The organism is Burkholderia sp. Tr-20390, from assembly GCF_017104595.1.
Lineage (GTDB): Bacteria > Pseudomonadota > Gammaproteobacteria > Burkholderiales > Burkholderiaceae > Burkholderia.
In genome coordinates this window covers 1-21,655 of sequence record NZ_JAAGPC010000108.1, presented here as the reverse complement: position 1 = coordinate 21,655, position 21,655 = coordinate 1, and the positions used below count along the sequence as shown (strand labels likewise).

At 67.8% G+C, this 21,655-nt stretch carries 16 protein-coding genes; 5 read left to right on the top strand and 11 right to left on the bottom strand.

The genetic code is table 11. From position 1 onward, the window contains the following. Nucleotides 1-43: 43 nt before the first annotated feature. A complete protein-coding gene (locus G3N98_RS25185; protein WP_089474198.1) occupies nt 44-229 on the top strand; it encodes a hypothetical protein in 186 nt (61 codons plus the stop codon). A gap of 221 nt (nt 230-450) precedes the next feature. Here G3N98_RS25185 and G3N98_RS25180 read toward each other — a convergent pair whose 3' ends face one another. After that, entirely contained in the window at nt 451-2,421 is a 1,971-nt protein-coding gene (locus G3N98_RS25180; protein ID WP_206149507.1) for an APC family permease, read from the bottom strand. A 476-nt stretch (nt 2,422-2,897) separates the two neighbouring features. Here G3N98_RS25180 and G3N98_RS25175 point away from each other — a divergent pair, with 476 nt between their 5' ends. Further along, nucleotides 2,898-3,761: a crotonase/enoyl-CoA hydratase family protein gene (locus G3N98_RS25175; RefSeq protein WP_089474196.1), complete on the top strand. Its 864-nt coding sequence runs from the start codon at nt 2,898-2,900 to the stop codon at nt 3,759-3,761. Nucleotides 3,762-3,809: 48 nt separating this feature from the next. Here the strand turns inward: G3N98_RS25175 and pdeR are convergent, their stop codons facing one another. The 4 genes from pdeR to G3N98_RS25155 form a co-directional block, all read right to left on the bottom strand. Then, complete coding sequence (pdeR, locus tag G3N98_RS25170) at nt 3,810-5,813, bottom strand: cyclic di-GMP phosphodiesterase (protein ID WP_089428273.1); 2,004 nt, start codon at nt 5,811-5,813, stop codon at nt 3,810-3,812. Between the two features lie 564 nt (nt 5,814-6,377). Then, on the bottom strand, nt 6,378-10,028 hold the full coding sequence (locus tag G3N98_RS25165; protein ID WP_206149506.1) for a hydantoinase B/oxoprolinase family protein: 3,651 nt from the start codon (nt 10,026-10,028) through the stop codon (nt 6,378-6,380). 121 nt (nt 10,029-10,149) lie between these two features. Further along, the gene (locus tag G3N98_RS25160) at nt 10,150-11,448 is read right to left on the bottom strand and encodes an MFS transporter (protein ID WP_069250815.1); all 1,299 of its coding nucleotides are present in this window, start codon (nt 11,446-11,448) and stop codon (nt 10,150-10,152) included. Between the two features lie 83 nt (nt 11,449-11,531). After that, entirely contained in the window at nt 11,532-12,305 is a 774-nt protein-coding gene (locus G3N98_RS25155) for a putative hydro-lyase (RefSeq protein WP_089474194.1), read from the bottom strand. 206 nt (nt 12,306-12,511) lie between these two features. Between G3N98_RS25155 and G3N98_RS25150 the strand changes: the two genes are divergently transcribed. Further along, nucleotides 12,512-13,444, top strand: a complete 933-nt coding sequence (locus G3N98_RS25150) for a LysR family transcriptional regulator (protein ID WP_206149505.1) — start codon at nt 12,512-12,514, stop codon at nt 13,442-13,444. Between the two features lie 104 nt (nt 13,445-13,548). Continuing rightward, nucleotides 13,549-13,674 (top strand): hypothetical protein, encoded by a 126-nt coding sequence (locus G3N98_RS40230; protein ID WP_277396914.1) that lies wholly within the window; start codon nt 13,549-13,551, stop codon nt 13,672-13,674. Between the two features lie 93 nt (nt 13,675-13,767). Here G3N98_RS40230 and G3N98_RS25145 read toward each other — a convergent pair whose 3' ends face one another. From G3N98_RS25145 to G3N98_RS25120, 6 genes are all read right to left on the bottom strand, one after another. Continuing rightward, the gene (locus G3N98_RS25145) at nt 13,768-15,330 is read right to left on the bottom strand and encodes a hypothetical protein (protein ID WP_206149504.1); all 1,563 of its coding nucleotides are present in this window, start codon (nt 15,328-15,330) and stop codon (nt 13,768-13,770) included. Between the two features lie 328 nt (nt 15,331-15,658). Continuing rightward, nucleotides 15,659-15,985 carry an antibiotic biosynthesis monooxygenase gene (locus G3N98_RS25140; protein ID WP_206149503.1) on the bottom strand — a complete coding sequence of 109 codons (327 nt, stop codon included), beginning with the start codon at nt 15,983-15,985 and terminating at the stop codon, nt 15,659-15,661. Nucleotides 15,986-16,050: 65 nt separating this feature from the next. Beyond that, nucleotides 16,051-17,037 (bottom strand): YkgJ family cysteine cluster protein, encoded by a 987-nt coding sequence (locus G3N98_RS25135; protein WP_206149502.1) that lies wholly within the window; start codon nt 17,035-17,037, stop codon nt 16,051-16,053. Beyond that, complete coding sequence (locus G3N98_RS25130) at nt 17,031-17,840, bottom strand: MetQ/NlpA family lipoprotein (protein WP_206149501.1); 810 nt, start codon at nt 17,838-17,840, stop codon at nt 17,031-17,033. The genes G3N98_RS25135 and G3N98_RS25130 overlap by 7 nt, the downstream gene beginning before the upstream one ends. Further along, a complete protein-coding gene (locus tag G3N98_RS25125; protein ID WP_206149500.1) occupies nt 17,837-18,886 on the bottom strand; it encodes a formylglycine-generating enzyme family protein in 1,050 nt (349 codons plus the stop codon). Before G3N98_RS25125 ends, G3N98_RS25130 begins: the two co-directional genes overlap by 4 nt. Nucleotides 18,887-18,902: 16 nt before the next feature. Beyond that, nucleotides 18,903-20,861, bottom strand: a complete 1,959-nt coding sequence (locus tag G3N98_RS25120) for an arylsulfatase (protein ID WP_206149499.1) — start codon at nt 20,859-20,861, stop codon at nt 18,903-18,905. Nucleotides 20,862-21,450: 589 nt separating this feature from the next. Here G3N98_RS25120 and G3N98_RS25115 point away from each other — a divergent pair. Continuing rightward, on the top strand, nt 21,451-21,655 hold a 205-nt coding region (locus tag G3N98_RS25115; protein WP_206149498.1), incomplete at its 3' end, for a hypothetical protein.

Sequence of the window (21,655 nt, the reverse complement as noted above, 5' to 3'; positions counted from 1 at the left end):
CGCTCTGTCGGACACGACGTGCCGACGTGGGGAAGGAGGCATCATGGCGATCATCAATAGCGATTTCGAAATGGGTTACCTCGTGATCGCGTTCACGCTGCTGGGCCTGATCCTGTTCGGCGCACTGCTGACGGCGCTGCATCTGCGGTGGCATCCGAGACTGATCGGCGCCGCGATCGGTGCGTTGCTCGGCATCGCGCTGATCGAAGCGATACCGATGCTGACGTGAGTACGGCCCGGCGCCCCTTCGTCCGGTCACGCGCCGCGCGGGGTCGGAACGACCGGCGCCTGCCGCAGAAGCCGTCGTAGCTTCGCCGTACCAGAAATCGGCCGGCGCGATGCGCGCCTGCACACCCCACATCACGATAGCGGGTGCGGCACAGGGCCGAAACGTGATCCGCATCGTCATTGCGCCTGGTCGTCACCTGGCGCGGAACACAACGTGCACCGCTACCCGACGTTCATCGGCAACAGCACCATCTGCTTGCCCTCGACGTGCAGCCGCGCCTGCAGCTCCACGGGCGTCTGGTTGTGCAGCCAGGCCGTGAGGAAATTCACGCGCCGGAAGATCAGCTTGCTCGCGAAGCACACGGCGTTCGGGTATTCGTCGAGCGTCGATGAAGCCAGGTTCATGAACTCGACGACGGGATTCGTGCCGAACGCGATCCGGTAGTCGGCCGCGATGCCGTTGCGGCGGCAGTGCGCGACATAGTAGTCGAGCGCTTCGGTGATCGTGTGCCGCAGCCGCTCGAGGTGTTCGTGACCGTCGTACGCCTTCGCGTCGACTTCGCCGACCGCGAGGAAGATCACGTTGCGGAAATGCCCCGGAAACAGCCGGTTGACCCACAGCAGCGCGTGCATGCTCGCGCCGCGATGCTTGCCCACCAGCAGCACCGCCGTCGGTTGCGACGGGTCGGGCTTGCCCGGCGCGGTGGCCTCGTCGACTTCGGGCGGCTTGCCCGAGAACAATTCGTCCTCCTTCGCGAGCTGCGCGCGCGTATAGGCGTAGTGGCGGTTGATCATGAAGCACAGCGCGATCACCGCGCTCGTCACGAGCACCGTGAGCCAGCCGCCCGCCGTGAACTTCTCGATCAGCGTGATGACGAGCACGGTAGCCGTCACGCTCAGCCCGAGCGCCGACAGGAAGAAGTGCTTGAACCAGCCCGGCTCGCGGCGATGGCGCCACCAGTACGTGCACAGCCCGAGCAGCGACAGGCTGAACGTGAGGAACACGTTGATGCTGTACAGCACGACGAGCACGTCGACGCTGCCGTGCGTCCACAAGAGGATCAGCAGGCTCGACAGCCCGACGACGATGATGCCGTTCTGCCGCACGAGGCGCCCCGACAGGTCGCGGAAATGGCGCGGCACCCACGAATCCGACGCCATGTTCGACAGCACGGCCGGGCCGTCGAGGAAGCCGGTCTGCGCGCCGACCATCAGCAGCCCGGCCTCGAACGCGAGCACGGCCGCGAGCAATGCGTGGCGCGCGAAGGCCGAGCCGAGCCCGAGATGGTCGATCACGCTGCCGAACACGACCGCGTTGAGCGTCTGGCCTTCGACGGGCCGGGCGTGCCACAGCATGTACAGCAGGATGATGCCGCCGGCCGTGAACGCGAGCGACGTCGACATGTACCACATGGTCACCTTGCCGTTCGGCACGCGCGGATCGGCGAGCATGTTCACGTTGTTCGACACGGCCTCGAGGCCCGTGTAGGTGCCGCCGCCGAGCGAGAACGCGCGCATCAGCAGCGCGAGCATCACGAACAGGCCGAGCGATTGCGACATCCCGTGCGCTTCGTGCACGGCGTCCGGCACGATCATCGCGAGGTTGCTGCCGTGCACGGCGACCCCATAGACGATCAGCGCGAAGTGCAGGATCACGAAGCCGATGAAGATCGGCAGCAGCACCATGATCGATTCGCGCATCCCGCGGAAGTTGAGCCCCGTCATCAGCACGATCAGCACGATCTCGGTCGTGAGCTTGAACGCCTGCGCGCTGACCGGCAGCAGGCTGAAGAACGCGTCGACGCCGCTCGCGAGCGACGTCGCGACGGTCAGCACGTAGTCGACCAGCAACGCGGCACCCGACACGAGCCCCGGCTTCGAGCCGAGCAGCGACGTCGCGACGCGGTAGCCGCCGCCGCCCGTCGGGAACAGCTCGATCACCTGGTTGTAGCCGAGCGCGATGATGAACACGGTCGCCGCCGTCGCGAGCGCGAGGAACAGCGCGAGCGGCGTGTGGTGCGCCAGCGCGAGGAACGCTTCTTCCGGGCCGTAGCACGACGACGACAGGCCATCGGCGCCGAGCCCGACCCAGGCCAGCAACGGCGTCACGGCGATCGCATGCCGCGTGCGCGGATCGAGCGGGTCGAGCGGCTTTCCGACGAGCAACTGCCATACTTTCTGGAACGTGGTCATGGTCCCCTCCCGCACGCCCGGTGCCACGCGCGGCGTGATCCTTTAAAGCTAATCGACGCACGGGCGCGGCGCCAGTCCGCATCTTCCATAGGGGCCGCACGGCGGCCCGGCACCGCTTTCAGCATGTAAGCGGACAACGCCGGCGGCCACGCACCGGATCGGCCGTTTACACGCATCCGCGCGACACGGCGAACCTGCCCGGCTACCGTTCCGGCCGCCTTCACACGCCTGCCGGCTCCGCCCGACGCGCCGCCCGCCTTGGCCCGATAGCGGCCGGCCGTGCCCGCCGCGCCCTTCCCCACCCGCACCGATGCGACCGGCACCCGCGTCCCGGTCGTGCGTGGTTCCTCGCAATTCGACTTTTGTGCGCGCGCAACAATGGCGATGCCTCGCGCCCGGCGCCCTGCAGGACACTCGCCTCCCGCTCGGCACCGGGCGCGACGGTCTTCAAAAACCACATCTCACGAGGACATACCATGCAACTCCAATCCCATCCCGCGTGCCGCCCGTTTTATGAAGCCGGCGAACTCACGCAACTGACTGCCTTTTATGAAGAGGGACGTAATGTCATGTGGATGATGCTGCGATCGGAGCCGCGGCCGTGCTTCAACCAGCAACTCGTTACCGACATCATCCATCTCGCACGCGTCGCACGCGATTCGGGCCTGCCGTTCGACTTCTGGGTGACGGGCTCGCTCGTCCCCGAGCTGTTCAACGTCGGCGGCGACCTGAGCTTTTTCGTCGACGCGATCCGCAGCGGCAAGCGCGACCTGCTGATGGCCTATGCGCGCTCGTGCATCGACGGCGTGTACGAGATCTACACGGGCTTCGGCACCGGGGCGATCTCGATCGCGATGGTCGAGGGCAGCGCGCTCGGCGGTGGCTTCGAGGCCGCGCTCGCGCATCACTACGTGCTCGCGCAGAAGGGCGTGAAGCTCGGGTTTCCCGAGATCGCGTTCAACCTGTTCCCGGGCATGGGCGGCTATTCGCTCGTCGCGCGCAAGGCCGATCGGGGCGTTGCGGAGCAACTGATCTCGACCGGTGAAGCGCACGCCGCCGAGTGGTACGAGGATCGCGGGCTGGTCGACCAGACGTTCGACGCGGGTGACGCGTATCTCGCGACGCGCACCTTCATCGACGTGACCAAGCCGAAGCTGAACGGCGTGCGCGCGATGCTGCGCGCACGCGAGCGGGTGTTCCAGCTGACGCGCTCCGAGCTGATGGACATCACGGAAGCCTGGGTGCATGCGGCGTTCACGATCGAGCCGAAGGACCTCGCGTACATGGAACGCCTCGTGATGCTGCAGAACCGGCGCGTGTCGAAGCTGCGCACGGTGTAATGCGACGGGCGCCGCCGCTCGCCGGCGGCGCCTGTTCGTGAACGAAGCTCAGGCGATCAGCCTGAGCTTCCTCGTCTCCGCGAGCCACGCCTCGAACGCCTGGGCCGGCATCGGGCGGGCGTAGTAGTAGCCCTGCGCATGATCGACGTCGAGCTGCTTGAGGAATTCGGCTTCCGCATGCGTTTCGACGCCCTCGGCGACCACCGCGAAATTCAGCGCCTTCGCGAGCGACACGACCGAGCGCACCAGCGCCTGCGAGCGCGGATTGCGGTCGATGCCCGTGATGAAGCTGCGGTCGAGCTTGATCGCGTCGAGCGGCAGGCGCGACAACTGCGACAGCGACGAATAGCCGGTGCCGAAATCGTCGAGATGGATCTCCGCGCCGAGCTGGCGGAACTGTCGCATCAGCCCGTTGGCCGCATCCTCGTCCTCGATGAAGCAGCTCTCGGTCAGCTCGATGTCGAGCAGGCCGGGCTTGAGCCCCGCGGCGTCGAGGATCGACGCCAGCTGGTGCACGATGTTCATGTCCTGCAGCTGCCGCGCGGACACGTTCACCGCGATCCGGATGCCGAGCCCCTTCGCCTTCCAGGCGGCGGCCTGCGCGGCCGCGGTACGCATCACCCAGCGCCCGAGCGGCGCGATCAGGCCCGACTCCTCCGCGAAGCGGATGAACTCGACCGGCGCGACGAGCCCGCGATCGGGCGACTGCCAGCGGATCAGCGCCTCGACGCCGTGCACGTCGCCGGTCGCGATATCGACGACCGGCTGGTAATGCAGCACGAACTGCTCCTCTTCGAGCGCCTTGCGCAGGTTCGTGTCGAGCCACATGTACTTCGCGACCTTCTGGTTCATCTCCAGCGAGAACACGCGATACGTATGCTTGCCCTCCTCCTTCGCGACGTACATCGCGGTATCCGCGCTGCGGATCAGCGTCTCGAGCGAATCGCCGTGCTGCGGATGCATCGCGATGCCGATCGAGCAGCTCGTGTAGACCTCCATCAGCCCGAGATGAATCGGCGTGCGCAGCCGTTCGAGAATGATCTGCGCGGTCGCTTCGAGCAGCGGCCGCGTGCCGTGCTCGAACAGCACGAGGAATTCGTCGCCGCCGAGCCGCGCGAGCGTCGCGCCGGACGGCAGGCAGCCGCTGATGATCGCCGACACGTCCTGCAGCAGCCGGTCGCCGGTGATGTGCCCGTAGTGATCGTTGACGCGCTTGAAGTTGTCGAGATCGAGGAACAGGATGCCGACCTGCCCGCGCGTCGCGGCGGTCTCGGCGGCGATCGCCGCGTGGATGCGCTCGCTGATCGCATGGCGATTCGGCAGGCCGGTCAGCACGTCGGTGTTCGCGAGCTCGATGAGCCGCTGCTGCGCGCTGCGCTCCTCGGTGATGTCGATGCCCGAGCAGATCAGGAACTGCTCGTCGACGCCGCTGCCGCTCTGCACGAACTTGTTGCGGAACTGGAACAGGCGCGGCCCGTTGACCGTGTTGATGTAGCGCTCGACCGCGAACGAATGGTTGCTCGCGAAAAATCCCGTGATGTTGCTGCGCGACTGCGCGCCCTGCTCGGGGGTCATGAACAGCTCGAACGCGCTGCGGCCGATCACGTCGACCTCGCGCTTGCCCGTCACTTCCTCGCACAGGCGGTTGAAGCGCTGCACCATCCCGTTGCGGTCGAGGATCACCACGAGCGAATTCACTTCGGACACGACCTGCTCGGCGAACGCGAGCCCGTGCGCGAGATCGCCCGCGACGGACTCGGCATCGGAATAGGCGGACGCCGTGCCGGCCCAGTTGGTCGTGTCGACCTTCCGGCCGACGAGATGGAGCTTGACCGGTTCGCCGAACAGCGCGATGTCGAGCACCAGGTGCGACGTGACACCGGTCAGCGCGCGGATGCACGCGGCCTGTTCGACCGTCAGCGCGACGGCGACGTTGGTCAGGCCGCGGACGGCCGCCAGTTCGAGTGCGTTGCTGTCGCTGCCGAGACGCCAGCAGGGGCTGCGCGTACCGACGTGCGCCTCGAGCACCGCGCTATCGTTTTCGTCATCCATGGAGACGCCCCGATCCAGAAAAAACGCACAGTGTAGACGGAGGCGAGCCGGCCGGCCGCCGTGCCGGGGCGCGCGTGATGCGCGTCCGGCAAGGCGACCGTGAGTGCCGTGATGATGGGCCTCGTCCCGTACTTGTTTCCCGCTAATGCGACCCGGCGTTCGCGCGTCATGCGCGCAGGTGCTGCCTAACGAATGATGAGAGCCATCTTATCAAATGACGATCAGGATTGGCACTCACATTTAGAGCAGAGTGTCAAGGAATTGGGACTCGATTGGCAAGCCGGATTTTTCATGATGGGCAGGCGGCTCAATCGCGGTTGCGGCGGTGCGCAACGGGTTCGGCGAGTCGGGCCGAGCGCCCCGCCAGGCGGGCGTTTGCGGCTGATTTCAGGATTCGGCGGCAATGCTTTGGCCCGCGCCTGGCGGCGGGGTCGGATCGCCCTCCGGCGACCCGACTTTCCGTCGAATTTGATTCCTTTCGTGCGTCAATGCGCAGCTTTATTCCACAGTCCGTTGCAATGCCGCTCGAGCACCGGCGCGGCACGCCGGCACCGGCTGCCCGGCTCAGCCCGCCGCGCCGTATCCGCCGCCGCCCGGCGTTTCGACGACGAATACATCACCCGGCGCCATCTGCGCGCGGCCGATATGGTCGAGCGCCTCGACCGTGCCGTCCGCGCGCTCGATCGTGTTGCGGCCGAGCGCGCCGGCCTCGCCGCCCGCCGCGCCGAACGGCGCGTGGATCCGGTTGTTCGACAGGATCGACGCGGTCATCGGCTCGAGGAAGCGAATCCGCCGCACCGCGCCGTCGCCGCCGCGCCAGCGCCCGCCGCCGCCCGACCCGGCGCGGATCCGGTGCGAGTCGAGCCGCACCGGGTAGCGCCATTCGAGCACCTCCGGATCGGTGAGCCGCGAGTTCGTCATGTGCGTCTGCACCGCGCCGACGCCCGCGAACCCGTCGCCGGCGCCACTGCCGCCCGCAATCGTCTCGTAGTACTGGTAGCGATCGTTGCCGAATGTGAAGTTGTTCATCGTTCCCTGGCTCGACGCGACGCAGCCGAGCGCGCCGTACAGCGCGTTGGTGATGGCCGACGACGTCTCGACGTTGCCCGACACGACCGCCGCCGGATACTCGGGGTTCAGCATCGAACGGGCGGGCACGATCACCGTGAGCGGCTTCAGGCAGCCGGCGTTCAGCGGGATGTCGTCGCCGACCAGCGTGCGGAACACGTACAGCACGGCGGCCATGCACACGGCCTTCGGCGCGTTGAAGTTGTTGTCGAGCTGCGCGGACGTGCCCGTGAAATCGATTTCCGCGCGCCGCGCCGCCCGGTCGACGCGGATCGCGACGCGAATCTCCGCGCCGTTGTCGAGCGGGTAGCGGTACGCGCCGTCCTGCAGCGCGCCGATCACGCGCCGCACGGCTTCTTCCGCGTTGTCCTGCACGTGCCCCATGAACGCGAGCACGACGTCGCGGCCGAACTGCGCGACCATCCGGCGCAATTCGTCGACGCCCTTCTGGTTCGCGGCGACCTGCGCGCGCAGGTCGGCCATGTTCTGGTCGACGTTGCGCGCCGGGTAGCGGCCCGACGCGAGCAACGCGCGGGTTTGCGCATCGCGCAGCGTGCCGGCCGACACGAGCTGCCAGTTGTCGATCAGCACGCCCTCCTCGTCGATGTGGGTCGAATCGGGCGGCATCGAGCCCGGCGTCGTGCCGCCGATGTCCGCGTGGTGGCCGCGCGAGCCGACGTAGAACAGCGGCGCGTCCGAGCCGTCCGCGAACACCGGCGTGATGACCGTCACGTCCGGCAGGTGCGTGCCGCCGTGATACGGGTCGTTCAGCATGAACACGTCGCCGTCGCGCATGCGGCCGCGGTTGCGCTCGATCACCGTGCGGATGCTCTCGCCCATCGAGCCGAGGTGCACGGGCATGTGCGGCGCGTTCGCGATCAGGTTGCCGTCGCCGTCGAAGATCGCGCACGAGAAGTCGAGGCGCTCCTTGATGTTCACCGAGTACGCGGTGTTCTGCAGCCGCAGCCCCATCTGCTCGGCGATCGACATGAACAGGTTGTTGAAGATCTCGAGCCGCACCGGGTCGGCATCGGTGCCGAGCGAGCGGCGCGTCGGCCGCGGCGTCGTGCGCGCCAGCACGAGGTTGCCCTGCGCGGTCATCTGCGCGCGCCAGCCGGGCTCGACGACGGTCGTGCCGTTCTGCTCCGCGACGATCGCCGGGCCGTCGATCGCGTCGCCGGCCAGCAGCGTGTCGCGCACGTAGAGCGCCGCGTCGTGCCATTGGCCGCCGGAATGGAAGCGCACCGCGGAATGGGCGCGCGGCGCGGCATCGTCGCCGTTGCCCGCGTGACGCGGCGCGAGCGGTGCGATCTCCACCGGCGCGTCGGAGCGGCCGATCGCCTCGACCGACGCGAGCTCGGCGACGAGCGGCGTGCCGGGCATCAGGAACGCGTAGCGCTGCCGGTAGGCGGCCTCGAACGCTTGCTGCATCTCGGCGACGCTGCCGGCCGGCACGTCGAGCGCCGAATCGGTGCCCTGGTAGCGCAGGTGCACGCGCCGCTCGGTCGCGATCCGCTCCGGCGGCACGCCCTGTTCGAGCAGCGCGCCGACGGCCTCGTCGGCCAGCCGGTCGAGCGCGGCATTCAGCGCCGGCAATGAATCGTCGGACAACACGGCCTCGACCGCACGCTCACGCATCGCGGTCTGGTCGGCGAGGCCCATCCCGTATGCGGACAGCACGCCCGCCAGCGGATGCGCGAACACCTGCGTCATGCCGAGCGCATCGGCGACGCCGCACGCGTGCTGGCCGCCCGCGCCGCCGAACGTCGTCAGCACGTAGCGCGACACGTCGTGGCCGCGCTGCACGGAAATCTTCTTGATCGCGTTCGCCATGCTGCCGATCGCGATTTCCAGGAAGCCTTCGGCGAGCGCCTCGGGCGTCTCGCGCCGCCCGGTCGCCGCGTGGATCTCGTCGGCGAGCGCGGCAAACTTCGCGACCACGCCGTCGCGGTCGAGCGGTTCGTCCGCGTGCGGGCCGAACACGCGCGGGAAATGATCGGGCTGGATCTTGCCGAGCATCACGTTGCAGTCGGTCACCGTCAGCGGGCCGCCGCGCCGGTACGCCGCCGGCCCCGGGTTCGCGCCGGCCGACTCGGGCCCGACGCGCAGCCGCGCGCCGTCGAAGCCGAGCACCGAGCCGCCGCCCGCGGCCACCGTATGGATGCTCATCATCGGCGCGCGCATCCGCACGCCGGCCACCTGCGTCTCGAACACGCGCTCGAATTCGCCGTGATAGTGCGACACGTCGGTCGACGTGCCGCCCATGTCGAAGCCGATCACGCGCTCGAAGCCGGCCGCCTGCGCGGCGCGCACCATCCCGACGATCCCGCCGGCCGGGCCCGACAGGATCGCGTCCTTGCCCTGGAACGCATCGGCGCGCGTCAGCCCGCCGCTGCTCTGCATGAACTGCAGGTTCACGCCCGGCATCTCGTGCGCGACCTGCTCGACATAGCGGCGCAGGATCGGCGACAGGTACGCGTCGACCACCGTCGTATCGCCGCGCGACACCATCTTCATCAACGGCGACACCTCGTGCGACACCGACACCTGCGTGAAGCCGATGCGGCGCGCCAGGTCCGCCAGCGCGCGTTCGTGCGCGGTGTAGCGATAGCCGTGGATCAGCACGATCGCGAGCGCGCGCACGCCCGAGTCGAACACGCGGCGCAGCGACGCCTCGGCGCCCTGCGCATCGAACGGCACGACGATGTCGCCGTGCGCGCCGATGCGCTCGTCGATCTCGACGACGGTCTCGTACAGTGCATCCGGCAGCACGATGTCGAGATCGAACAGGCGCGGCCGGTTCTGGTACGCGATGCGCAGCACGTCACGAAAGCCGCGCGTCGTCGCGAGCGCGGTGCGTTCGCCCTTGCGTTCGAGCAACGCGTTGGTCGCGACCGTCGTGCCCATCTTCACCATGTCGACGCGCTCGGGCGTGATCGGCTCGCCGGCCGCGAGGCCGAGCAGGTGGCGAATGCCGGCCACGGCCGCGTCGCGGTACTGCTCGGGGTTCTCCGACAGCAGCTTGTGCGTGACGAGCGTGCCGTCGGGCCGGCGCGCGACGATGTCGGTGAAGGTGCCGCCGCGGTCGATCCAGAATTGCCAGCGTGCGGCGTCGGACGGAACGGAGGAAAGGTGTCGGTCGGTCATGATGTCGGGTCGATGCGTCGTGGAATCGAGGGATGAGCGCCGCCGCACGGCGCGCGTCGCGCGCCGTGTCACGGGGTCGGTCAAAGGGGAAGAAAAACGAAGGGCGAGCCGCCCTTGCCGCTTACGCGGCGTCGAGTTCGCGGCCGCGGGTCTCGGGCAGCGTCAGCGCGGCGACGATCACCACGCCGTATGCGGCGACCGCGAAGATGCCGATGCTCGTGCCGAGCCCGTATTGCTTGGACAGCGCGCCGATCAGGAACGGGAACAGCGCACCGATCGCGCGGCCCACGTTGTAGCAGAAGCCCTGGCCGGAACCGCGCACGCGGGTCGGGAACAGTTCGGTGAGGAACGCGCCCATCCCCGAGAAGATGCCCGATGCGAAGAAGCCGAGCGGGAAGCCGAGCCACAGCATCGACGCGTTGGTCAGGTTCAGCGACGTGTACGCGAACGCGATCACCATCGAGCCGACCGCGAACAGGATGAAGTTCGGCTTGCGGCCCAGGCGGTCGGTCAGGTACGCGCTCGTCAGGTAGCCGACCCACGAGCCGAAGATGATCATCGCGAGATAGCCGCCGGTGCCCATCACCGTGAGGTGACGCTCGGTCTTCAGGAAGGTCGGCAGCCACGTCGTGATCGCGTAGTAGCCGCCCTGCGCGCCGGTGGTCAGCAGCGCCGCGCGCAGCGTCGTCGTGATCAGCTTCGGCGCGAAGATCTCGGTCAGGCGCGGCGCATCGGCCACTTTCGCCTGCGCGGCCTTCTCCTTCTCGTAGACGTCCGGCTCCTTCACGTAGCGACGGATCGCGACGACCAGCAGCGCGGGCGCGAGGCCGACCAGGAACAGCGCGCGCCACGCCTGCTCGGCCGGCAGCACCGAGAACAGCAGCGCATACAGCAGCGCGCACAGCCCCCAGCCGATCGCCCAGCCCGACTGGACGAGGCCGACCGCCCTGCCGCGGTCGCGCGCGCGGATCACTTCGCCGATCAGCACCGCGCCGGCCGTCCATTCGCCGCCGAAGCCGAAGCCCATCAGCGCGCGCGCCGCGAGCAGCTGGTGGTAGTTCTGCGCGAGCCCGCACAGCGCAGTGAACACGGCGAACCACAGCACGGTGAGCTGCAGCGTGCGCACGCGGCCGATCCGGTCGGACAGGATGCCGGCGATCCAGCCGCCGGCCGCCGACGCGAGCAGCGTGATCGTGCCGATGAAGCCCGCGTCGGCGAGCGAGATGCCCCAGGTCGCGACGAGCGTCGGGATCACGAACGACAGCATCTGCGTGTCCATCCCGTCGAGCATGTAGCCGACCTTGCAGCTCCAGAACGCGCGGCGCTCGCGCGGCTGCGCGTCCCCGTACCACGAGAACAGGCCGTTACGCTCGGGGCTCGCGGGCTCCGCGGCGTGCGCCGCGAGGGTCTTGCTTTCCATGGTGGTACTCCTGTCGTTATGCGCCGTCGAATGATTGTCGCGCGTGCGGCGTGCCGTGCGGGTCGGGTTGTCGTCGTCCGGGCTCAGAACACGGCCAGCGACGCGTTCGTGATGTCGGTCATCAGCATGTGGCCGGGCGTATGCGCGATCGCGATCGGCAGCTTCGCGTCCATCAGCGCGGTTTGCGGCGTCACGCCGCACGCCCAGAACACCGGCAGCTCGCCGTCGCGGATCGTCACCGCGTCGCCGAATTCGGGGGCGTTCAGGTCGGTGATGCCCAGCTCGCGCGGATCGCCGAGATGGATCGGCGCGCCGTGCACGCCCGGAAACCGGCTGGTGATCTGCACCGCCCGAATCGCGTCGGCGCCGCGCATCGGCCGCATCGACACGACGAGCTGGCCGCCGAAGATCCCCGCGCGGCGATTCGGAATCGACGTGCGGTACATCGGCACGTTGCGCCCCTCCTCCACATGGCGCAGGCCGATGCCTTCGCGCGCCAGCATGTCCTCGAACGAGAACGAGCAGCCGATCGCGAACACGACGAAATCGTCGCGCCACAGTGCCTCCAGCGATTCGACGCGTTCGGTCAGGCGGCCGTCGCGGTAGACGTTGTAGCTCGGCACGTCGGTGCGGATGTCGAGATCCTCGCCGAGCACGTCGACCCGGAACGCGCCCGGTTCGCCGACGCCCAGCAGCGGGCAGGCTTTCGGGTTCGCCTGGCAGAAGCGCAGGAAATCGTGCGCGAACGCGTCGGGCAGGATCGCGAGGTTCGCTTGCGCGTACGGGCCGCAGTGGCCGGCGGTCGGGCCGCGGAACGCGCCGTGGCGCACGGACTGGCGGAATTCGGAAGGGGTCATGAGGTTCTGTCGCGGATCGGTGTGGCGTCGGGATGACGGTGCCGTGTCATCGGATACAGCGAAGAGTAGAAAAGAAAAAATTTTGTCGCCAACGAGTTTTTTTGCGCTTCGTGTATAGAATTTCTTAACGGATCTTGGGGTTTTCCCCGGCTCCGTTCACTTTTCCTCACCGGCAAAGTGCGCGCTCACCCTCCCGTCCGACCGCCATGAACACGCGTTTTCTCGACACCTTCGTCACGCTCGCGAAGTTGCGCAACTTCCGCACGACGGCCGCCGCGCTGCACGCGACGCCGGCCGCGATCTCGCAGCGCCTGAAAGCGCTCGAGGACGAACTGCAGACGGTACTCGTCGACCGCGACAGCCGCGAATTCCGGCTCACGCCGAACGGCGAATACCTGCTCGGCTATGCGAAGGCCGTGGTCGAGGCGACCCAGGAGCTGCAGGCCGCGGCCTCCGGCGAGCGCGCGCTGCGCGGCAAGCTGCGGCTCGGCGTGATCGAGACCGTCGTGCACAGCTGGCTGCCGCACTACATGCGGCGGCTGGCGGCCGACTATCCGCAGCTCGAGATCGACCTGACCGTCGACGTCAGCGTCGTGCTGCAGCGCCGGCTGATGGCCGGCGAACTCGACCTGATCATCCGCGTGGAAGGCAGCGACGAGGCGTCGGTCGTGTGCGATGCGCTCGCGAACTACCCGGTGCGCTGGATCGCGCGCGCGGGGCTGCTGCCGAACACGCGCACCGGGCTCGCCAGGCAGGTGCTGCGGCAGCCGATTCTCACCTACGGGCGCGGTACGGCGCCGCATCGCGCGCTGGAGGACATCGTCCGCACGCTCGCGCATGCGCACGGCGTGCCGTTGTCGGACACGCGCATCACCGGCTCGCCGTCGATCTCGGTGATCGTGCAGCTCGTGCGCGACGGGTTTGGCGTGGCGGCGATTCCGGTGCTGTTCGTCGATGCGTTGATCGAAAGCGGTGAAGTCGTCGAATTGCCGCTGCAGCCGTCGCCGCCGTCGATCGTCGTGTCGATGTCGCGGCGGGCCGATGCGCCGCGGTTCGTGCATGGCGCGTCGATTGCCGCGCGGGCGGCGTGTCATGAGTATTGCGAGAAGAGCAAGCGGTTGCTGGTTGAGGCGCTTTGAGGCGGTGCGGGCCGGTGAATGGCGGAGCCGGGTATCCGGCACGCATTCGACATCGCGCGAATCGCCCACACTCGCCTGCGACGCGTGCGCCCCATGCGTCGTGCATGCCGCGCGTCGATCACCGCAACGTCATCGATGCGCAGGCATCAGACAAGAATGCGATGTTTCCGATCTGGCAGCGTGCGGCTCGGGCTGAGCCGAAAGACAGCGAAACGCAACGCGCCGGCTGAATCCGTACCACGACAAAGTCGAAGGGCACGGCCACACCAACGCGCGGCCGTGCCCGAGTCACCCGGCATCAATCAGCCGGGGGCTCTCCTACTTCAGTGCGACCGCCCCGTCTCCGTCCCCGGCGCGAACTCGATCCCTCGCAGCACTTCCGCGAACTTCGCCGTCCGCAGCACGGCGAACTGTTCATGCGCAGCCGTCGCCGCGCTCGTGTTCTTCAACACGTCACGCACCGCCACCAGCCGGTTCGGATCCGCACCGACGTCGCCGTTGCCGCTGACGGTCGACGTAATCGCCCAGATCGTCACCGTGCCGTCGCGTTCGACGCGGCCCGTCAGGTTGCGCAGGCCGGCCGTCGCCGGTGCCCACGGCAGGCCCGTGGCCGAATTGTTGCCCGCCGGGTAGCCGGCGACCGAATACGGCTGACCGAGATTCAACCCGTTCTGCAGCGTATAGGCGAGCTTCCACTGCTTCGTACCCGCGTCGTAAACCCACTTCTGCAGGCCCGCCGTCTTCTGCGCAGCGGCATGCGTGTACAGGTCCGCGCCGCCCGTGTAGCCGTCGCCCTCGTCCGCGACATACAGCGTGTTCGCGTCGGCGAACCAGATCCCGAACGGATAGGCGAGCGTCGTCGCGGTCTTGTTCGGCGTGCTCGGGAAGCCGGCCAGCACGCACATGGTGTTCGGCAGGCCAGCCGTCTGCAGCGTGGCGGCGTTGTACGCGAGCGGCGCCGTCGGCAGCACGGCCTTCGGTGACGGCACGCCGACGCCCGACGGGCACGCGGTGCCGGTCGTATCGACAAAGTACACCGTGTTCACGCCGTTGCCGCCGCTGCCCTTCGTGTAGTACACGACGTTGTCGTGCACCGCGATGCCGCGGAAGTTGTCGTCCTTGCCGATCTTGTCGGCCTTCGCGCCGAGTTCCGTGACCGAGAAGCTCGCGAGCGGCGTCGGCACGCCCGGATCCTGCTGCGCTTCGTGATGCGTCGCCCCGTCGATGAGCTGCGCGCCCGCGCCGAGGATCACGTTGTCCGGCTGCGGGTTCGCGCCGTTGCCGGCGTTGCCCGACGTGTAGTAGATCTCGCGGCCGTCGCGATTGTTCAGGATCGCCGCGCGGCCGTTGTTGCCGCTGTACGCGTTCGTCTCGGTGAAGCGGAAATGCCCGTGGCGATCGACGCGCGCGATCGCGCGATAGAAGTTCTGCCCGTCCGGGTTGGTCGTATCGACCGCCAGCGGCGTGTTCGAGTTCGACACGTCGATCGCGTTGACCGGCGCGACGTAACCCATGAACGTCAGGTAGCTGCCGTCGAGCGACAGGTGCAGGCCGAGCTCCGACTTCGAGCTGAAGCTCGTCACCATCTGGTCGTGCGCGAAGCCCTTCTGCAGGCTGTTCGGCACTTCGAGCGTGCTGACGACACCGCCGGCCGGCGTGATCTGGTCGAGGAAGATGCGCGACGTGATGCCGAAGCTGCCGTCGTAGCGGTCGTTGTTCCACACGGTCGGATAGGTGCCGTCGTTCGGCGCGCCGGATGCCGCGCCGCAACCGCCGGTGGTCTTCGCGCAGTTCGGCGGCAGGATCGCGCCGGGCTGGACGTTGGCCGACACGTTGTCGTACACGCTGCGGCTGACGACCAGGAAGCCCGGCACGAAACCCGGCACGAAACGGCTGTCGCCGTCGTCGTCATGCGGGGCAGCGTGTGCGCCGATGCTCGCGGCAATCAGCGTCAGTGCGAAACGGGACGATCGCGCAACGCACGGCGGCGCTTCGCGGACAAGGCGAGATTCGGCATGGACAAGGCTCCGTACGACATCGAGTGAGGACGTTGTGGGTGGACAGACTGACGACGTGAAGCCCCGCCACCTTAGCCATGCTTGATGAAGAATTGATTGCACGCGATCCCGCGGAAACCCGCGTGAAAACACGGGCTGCCGAGTGCGGCGCGTTGTTGTTGATCCGTAATGCGAAAGAAATGAATCAGACAGCCGGTCAGGCGGATTGTCCCGCATGCGGCTGCGCGAGCTTGCCGTCGCCATACTCGCGCAACACTTTCGAAATCACGACGCGATAGCCGTCCAGCCAGCGCGCCTGTTTCGTCTTCGCCTCGAGATGCGCCGGGTGCTGCATCAGCTGCTGCAGCGCCGCCTCCGACTCCCAGTAGTAGACGTTCTGGATCAGCCCCGATTCGGCGTTCTCCCACGTCTCCTCGCCGAGATAGCCGGGCGTTGCGCGCGCCATGTCGGCGATCTGCCGGTCGAGCCGGTGGAATTCGTCATCGTATTGCCGGGCACGAAAAATGAAGGTCGACGCGTACATGCCCGCTCCATCGAAAGCGATTGAAAGAGCGCCGATTGTAAGGCACGTGCGGTGGGCGGCGATCGTTACGCGGCGAGCGTATCGAGGTCGGGCCGGTCGGCAAGCCACGCGTCGATGCGTGGGGCGTCCTCGCGCATGCCGGCCGCGGGCGCCGGCATCGCAGCCAGGGCGTGGCGTGCCCGTTCAAGCGCCTGCGCGAAGCCGCGCAACTCGCGCGTCGCGGGCCGGTCGTCGGCGTGACGGCGCGCGAGTGCTGCTTCGATGTTCAACCCGATCAACGCGAGTTGCGCGTCGATGAACGCGAGGCAGCGTGTGCGGCAATACGCTGATATCGATGCGACGGCCAGCAGGACCGGCACGATCGACACGGTCAGGTAGCCGCCGGGCGCAAGCCGCGACAGTGCATGCCGCACATCCTGCCCGCCATCGGTCAACGATGCGAACACGGCATCCCGCCACACCGCGCGCTCGAACTCCAGCGCATCGCGATACGCGTCGAGCGCCGCACGGTCCGCGACCTGTCCGGCCGTCACCAACGGAATCGGGAATGACGATTCAACAGAAGATTGCGTGCTCGACGTTTCGACGATGCAGTTCGCGCCAAGCCATCCCGCATCGTCGCGCCGCGCGGCCAGCACGCGCGACTGCAAGCGGTCGGGCAGCATCGGATCGAGCGGCACCGCGCGGCAGATCGACGGCTTGTCCGCATGCACGCTGCAGCGTCCGTCGTCGGCCAGCGCCGCGCAACGGCCGAGCGACGGATAGTCGTAGCCCTGCAGCGTCAGCGCGATCCATTCGCTCGCCGCGCCGCCGCTGCGATGAAACAACCGCGCCGACAGCGCATCGGACGCCGCGACGTCCTCCGCATCGAGCGCGTGCTCGCGGCCGCCCGCATGCCAGCGCTCACCGGTTCGACGCGTCGGCACGCGACGGATCGTCAGCGCACCGACGAAGCGATGCCCGTGCCGGAACAGTTCGCGCAACGACAGCGTCGGCGCGCTGTTGCAGCAGCGTCCGCATGCGTTGCACGCGAGCAGGTACGTGTCTACCACGGCCGCCGCACCGAATCCTGGTAACGCGTGAGGATGAAGCGCGCGACGTCGTCCGAGTGATACGCGGCGACGAGCTGCGTGACCCACGGCTTCGCGCGATCGGCCTCGCGCACCGTCAGCACGTTCGCATACGGCGAGCGCGCATCCTCGATGCTGATGCTGTCGCGTGCGGGTTGCAGCCCGGCACGCGCGGCATCGTCGTTGTCGATCGCGACGAACGCGGCCGTGTCGAGCGCGGCATAAAGGCGATCGCGGCGCAGTGCGACGAGCTTCAGCCCGAGCCGGTTGCCGGTCACGTCGCGCAGCGTCGCACGCAGGCCGGCCCGCTCGCGCAGCGTCACCAGCGTGTCGTTCTGCAGCAGCACGAGCGCGCGCGCCATCCCGCGCGGATCGGCGGGAATCGCGACCGTCGCGCCGGGCTGCAGTTCGTTCAGGTTCTTCAGCTTGCGCGAATAAAGCGCCATCGGCAGCGTGACGGTCGGCGCGACTTCGGTCAGCGCGTAGCGCTTCTGCGCGCGCGTCGCGGCAAGCTGTTGTGCATCCTCGAAGCTGGCTGCGTCGATCCGGCCGTCGGCCAGCGCCGCGTCGATGCGCGATGCATCGTCGAATTCAACGACGTCGATGCCGAATCCTCGCGACGCGGCGACCCGCTTCACTTCGTCCAGGATCTGCGCATGCACACCGCGCGTCACGCCGACGCGTACCGCCGGTGCGGCCGATTCGGCGGCCACGGTCAAACCCGAATGAACGACCGCGCACGCAACCATCAGCCACGCGCCCACGTCATGCACGACCCGCCTCATGTTGCATCCCTCAGAATCGTGCGAAACCCGATATGCGACGCGCCGAGATCGGCTTCCTGCTGTTCACGCGACGACGCGCGATAGCGCACGCAGTAGTCACGCGAGCACAGGAACGAGCCGCCCTTGATGACCATCGGCGTATCGTGCCGGCGCGTCGGCGGCGCGACGGCCGCCGTGTCGCCGTTCGTATGCGACTGGTGCGGGCCCGTGTACGTGTCCTTGGTCCATTCCCATGCGTTGCCGATCATGTCGTAGAGCCGGAACCCGTTCGCCGCGTAGCAGCCGACGGGCGCGAGCCCCGCATGGCCGTCCTCGGCCGTGTCGAGCACCGGGAACACGCCCTGCCAGTAGTTCGCGGCCGGCTTGCCCTGCGCATCGCGCGGCGCCGCGTCGAGCGCTGCGTCGTCGCGGCCGGCCTTGCCCGCGTATTCCCATTCGGCCTCGGTCGGCAGGTCGCGGCCGAGCCAGCGCGCATACGCGAGCGCATCGCGCTGCGTGACGAGCGTGACGGGCAGGTTGCCGAGCCCGTCGATGCCGCTGCCCGGCCCGTGCGGATGACGCCACGACGCGCCCTTCACCCACGACCACCAGGCAAGATCGCGCGTGTTCATCTCGTCGCGCGTCGGCACGTGGAACACGGCCGCCCCGTCCTGCTGCTCGGCCTCGGTCACGTAGCCGGTCGCCTGCACGAACGCGGCGAACTGCGCGATCGTCACGTCGGTCTGGTCGATCCAGAACCCGCCGACACGCGTGCGGCCGTCGCCCGCCGGGCGCTCGTCCGCATAGCCGCGCGTGCTGCCGAACACGAACGCGCCGCCGCGCAGGTGCACCATTCCGGCCTTCGGGTCGTCGCGCCATCCGGCCGGCAGCCCCGAATAGCGCGCGCACTGTCGCTCCGAGCCGAGCGGCGCGAGCGCGCGGCCGCGATTCGCGTCGTCGAAGGCGCCGCCCGCCGGTGCGACGGGATTCGCATAGCCGGCCGCGAACGCGGCGGCGAACAGCGTGCCGGCCAGCGCCGCGCCGATCGTCCAGAACCGGAACCGCATCGTGTCGCTCCCGGCTTCAGTAGTAGCCGCGCGGACGCAGCGGTTCGACACCGCCGACGTTGCTCATGTAGGTCTTCCACTGGTCGACGAGCGTGCTGATCACCGACGGGTTCTGCGCGGACACGTCGGTCGTCTCGCCGCGATCCGCCGCGAGGTCGTACAGCTGCCAGTGACCGTCGAGCGGCCCGAGCGGCGGCTCGGTCCACAACGCCTTCCAGCGGCCGTCGGCGCTGCGCAGGTACGCGCGGCCGTACGCTTCGTCGCCGAACGGCGCGGTATGCACCTCGCCCGTCGCCGTGCCCGTCAGCACCGGCAGCAGCGACTGGCCGGTGACCGGATACACGTAGCGGTTGTTGTAGATCACCTTGCCCTTGTTCTGGTCGACGCCCGTCAACGTGTTGACGAGCGGCGGCGCCGGCTGCGACGGCGGCGTGACGCCCGCGACCGCGAGGAACGTCGCCGTGTTGTCGGTCACGTGCGTGAACGCGCGCAGCGTCGGCAACGGCTGCGTCTGGCCCGGCAGGCGCACGATCGTCGGCGTCGAGACGCCGCCTTCGGCCGAATAGCCCTTCGTGAGCCGGAACGGCGACGCGCTCACTTCGGCCCAGCGCAACCCGTACTGCAGGCGCTGCGCGTTCTGCTTGCCGTTGTCGGTGCCGAGCGTCGAATAGATCGGGTCCTGACCGTTCGCGGTGTCGGTCGCCGTCGGGTCGGCGCCCGAATCGATCGGCCAGCCTTCCGCGCCGTTGTCCGACTGGAACATGATGAACGTGTTGTCGTATTCGCCGATGTCCTTCAGGTGCTGGATCAGCAGGCCGATGTTGTAGTCGAGGTTCTCGACCATCCCCGCATAGATCTCCATGTAGCGCGCCTGAGCCTTGCGCTCGGCCGGCGACAGGCTCGACCACAGCTTGTCGACCTTGCCGGGGCCGTAGTCGCTGTAGCCGTCCGCGGCCGAATGCACCGCGCTGATGTATTTCGCGGCGGACGTGCCGTTGTTCGCGGTCGCGGGCGACGCAGCCGTGGTTTCAGGCAGGCCGTCGAACGGCTTGAAATCGGCGGGGATCAGGCCGAGCGCCTTCTGCCGCGCGATCCGCGCGTTGCGGATCGCGTCGTAGCCGGCGTCATAGACGCCCGCGTATTTGTGCAGCCATGGCTCGGGCACCTGCAGCGGCCAGTGCGGCGACGTGTAGGCCGCGTACGCGAAGAACGGCTTGCCGTCGCGCTGGTTCGAATCGATGTACGAGATCAGCTTCTGCGTATAGAAATCGGTCGAATAGAACACGGCGGGGCTGCCGCCCGTGCCGCCCGGCTGCCCGGGCTGGCCAGGCTGCACGTAGCGGCCGTCTTCCGTGTAGTTCGACGAGCCGGCCGGCTCGTGCGCGAAGTGATTCGTCGCCGCGCCGCCGAGCAGCACGTAGCTGCGCTCGAAGCCCCACTGGTCGGGCGTCTGCCCGCTACCCGTCGCACTGCCGACGATCCCCGAGCCGATATGCCACTTGCCCGCGATGTACGTGTGGTAGCCGGCGTCCTTCAATAGTTGTGCGAACGACAGCGCACGGTCGTTCAGGTAGCCCTCGTAGCCGGGCAGCCCGCGCCGTTCGTCGGTCGGCACGCCCATCGTGCCTTCGCCGACGAGATGGTGGTCGGTGCCGGACACCAGCATCGCGCGCGTGATCGCGCAGACGGTGCCCGTGTGATGGTTCGACAGGATGCGGCCCGACGCGACGAGCGCGTCGAGGTTCGGCGTGTTGATCTCGCCGCCGAATGCATGGATGTCGGAATAGCCGAGGTCGTCGGCCATGATGTACAGGATGTTCGGGCGTTTCGCGGCCAGCGGCGGCGGGTTGTTCGTCTGGGACGACGGCGTATCGCTGTCGACGCCGCCGCACGATGCAAGCGACAGCGCGCCGGCAATCGCGGCGCAGACGACACGGAAACGAAAGGCATGCAACGGCGACGCGGACTTTTTCATTGTTCTGGAACGCTCGATCTACGGGATCGGCGATCTTAGCGTCGCGTGCGCGGCAACCAAAGTCGGATTCGTCACATGCTAACGGGGTGGCGGAATATGCGCGCAAACAGAATACCCGCCATCAGCGCGCACACATATGCGCGTGCGCGATGCGCGCCGACACCGGCGCGCGGACATCGTCGCGAGCACCGGAACCTGCGCTTTCGTCGGACGATTCCACGTGCGTAACGGGACGTTACGTCGTGTCGTTACGGCCGAACCCGTAGCAACACGTTACGTTTTCTCCGCGTCAGCATCGCGAGGAATTTCCAAATCACGATTTTCATTAAATATCGTCTGATTAAACTGTAATGCTCCATTTATAAAAGAAAGCTTGTAAATGAATATCGAACCCGCAAACGTTTTACGTGACGAGAATATGCGATTCAAAAATTAGACGAATAACGACTTAAAAAAATATACCGTTTAAAACAGCGGCGGGCATGCCTCTTGCTGACTCCCCCCACCATGTGCCGCGTTCGACCAGGAACGAATAACCCGAAAATCGGGCGGGGCCTTATTTCGTACAAATGATTCCGGGGTCGGGGAAATGGTATCGAGCGCAAGCAGGCGATTGGCCTGGGGGGCCGTGACGTGCCTGTCGCTATTCGCGACGGCGCGCGCGCAGGCACAAGACACCGTCGACGCACCGCCTTCCGCGGCGGTGAACGGCGGGCATCCGATTGCGCCGCCCTCGACGCTGCTGAACGCCGAACGCGTCCTTGAAGCACCGCAGCCCGCGCCCGGCGCGGGCC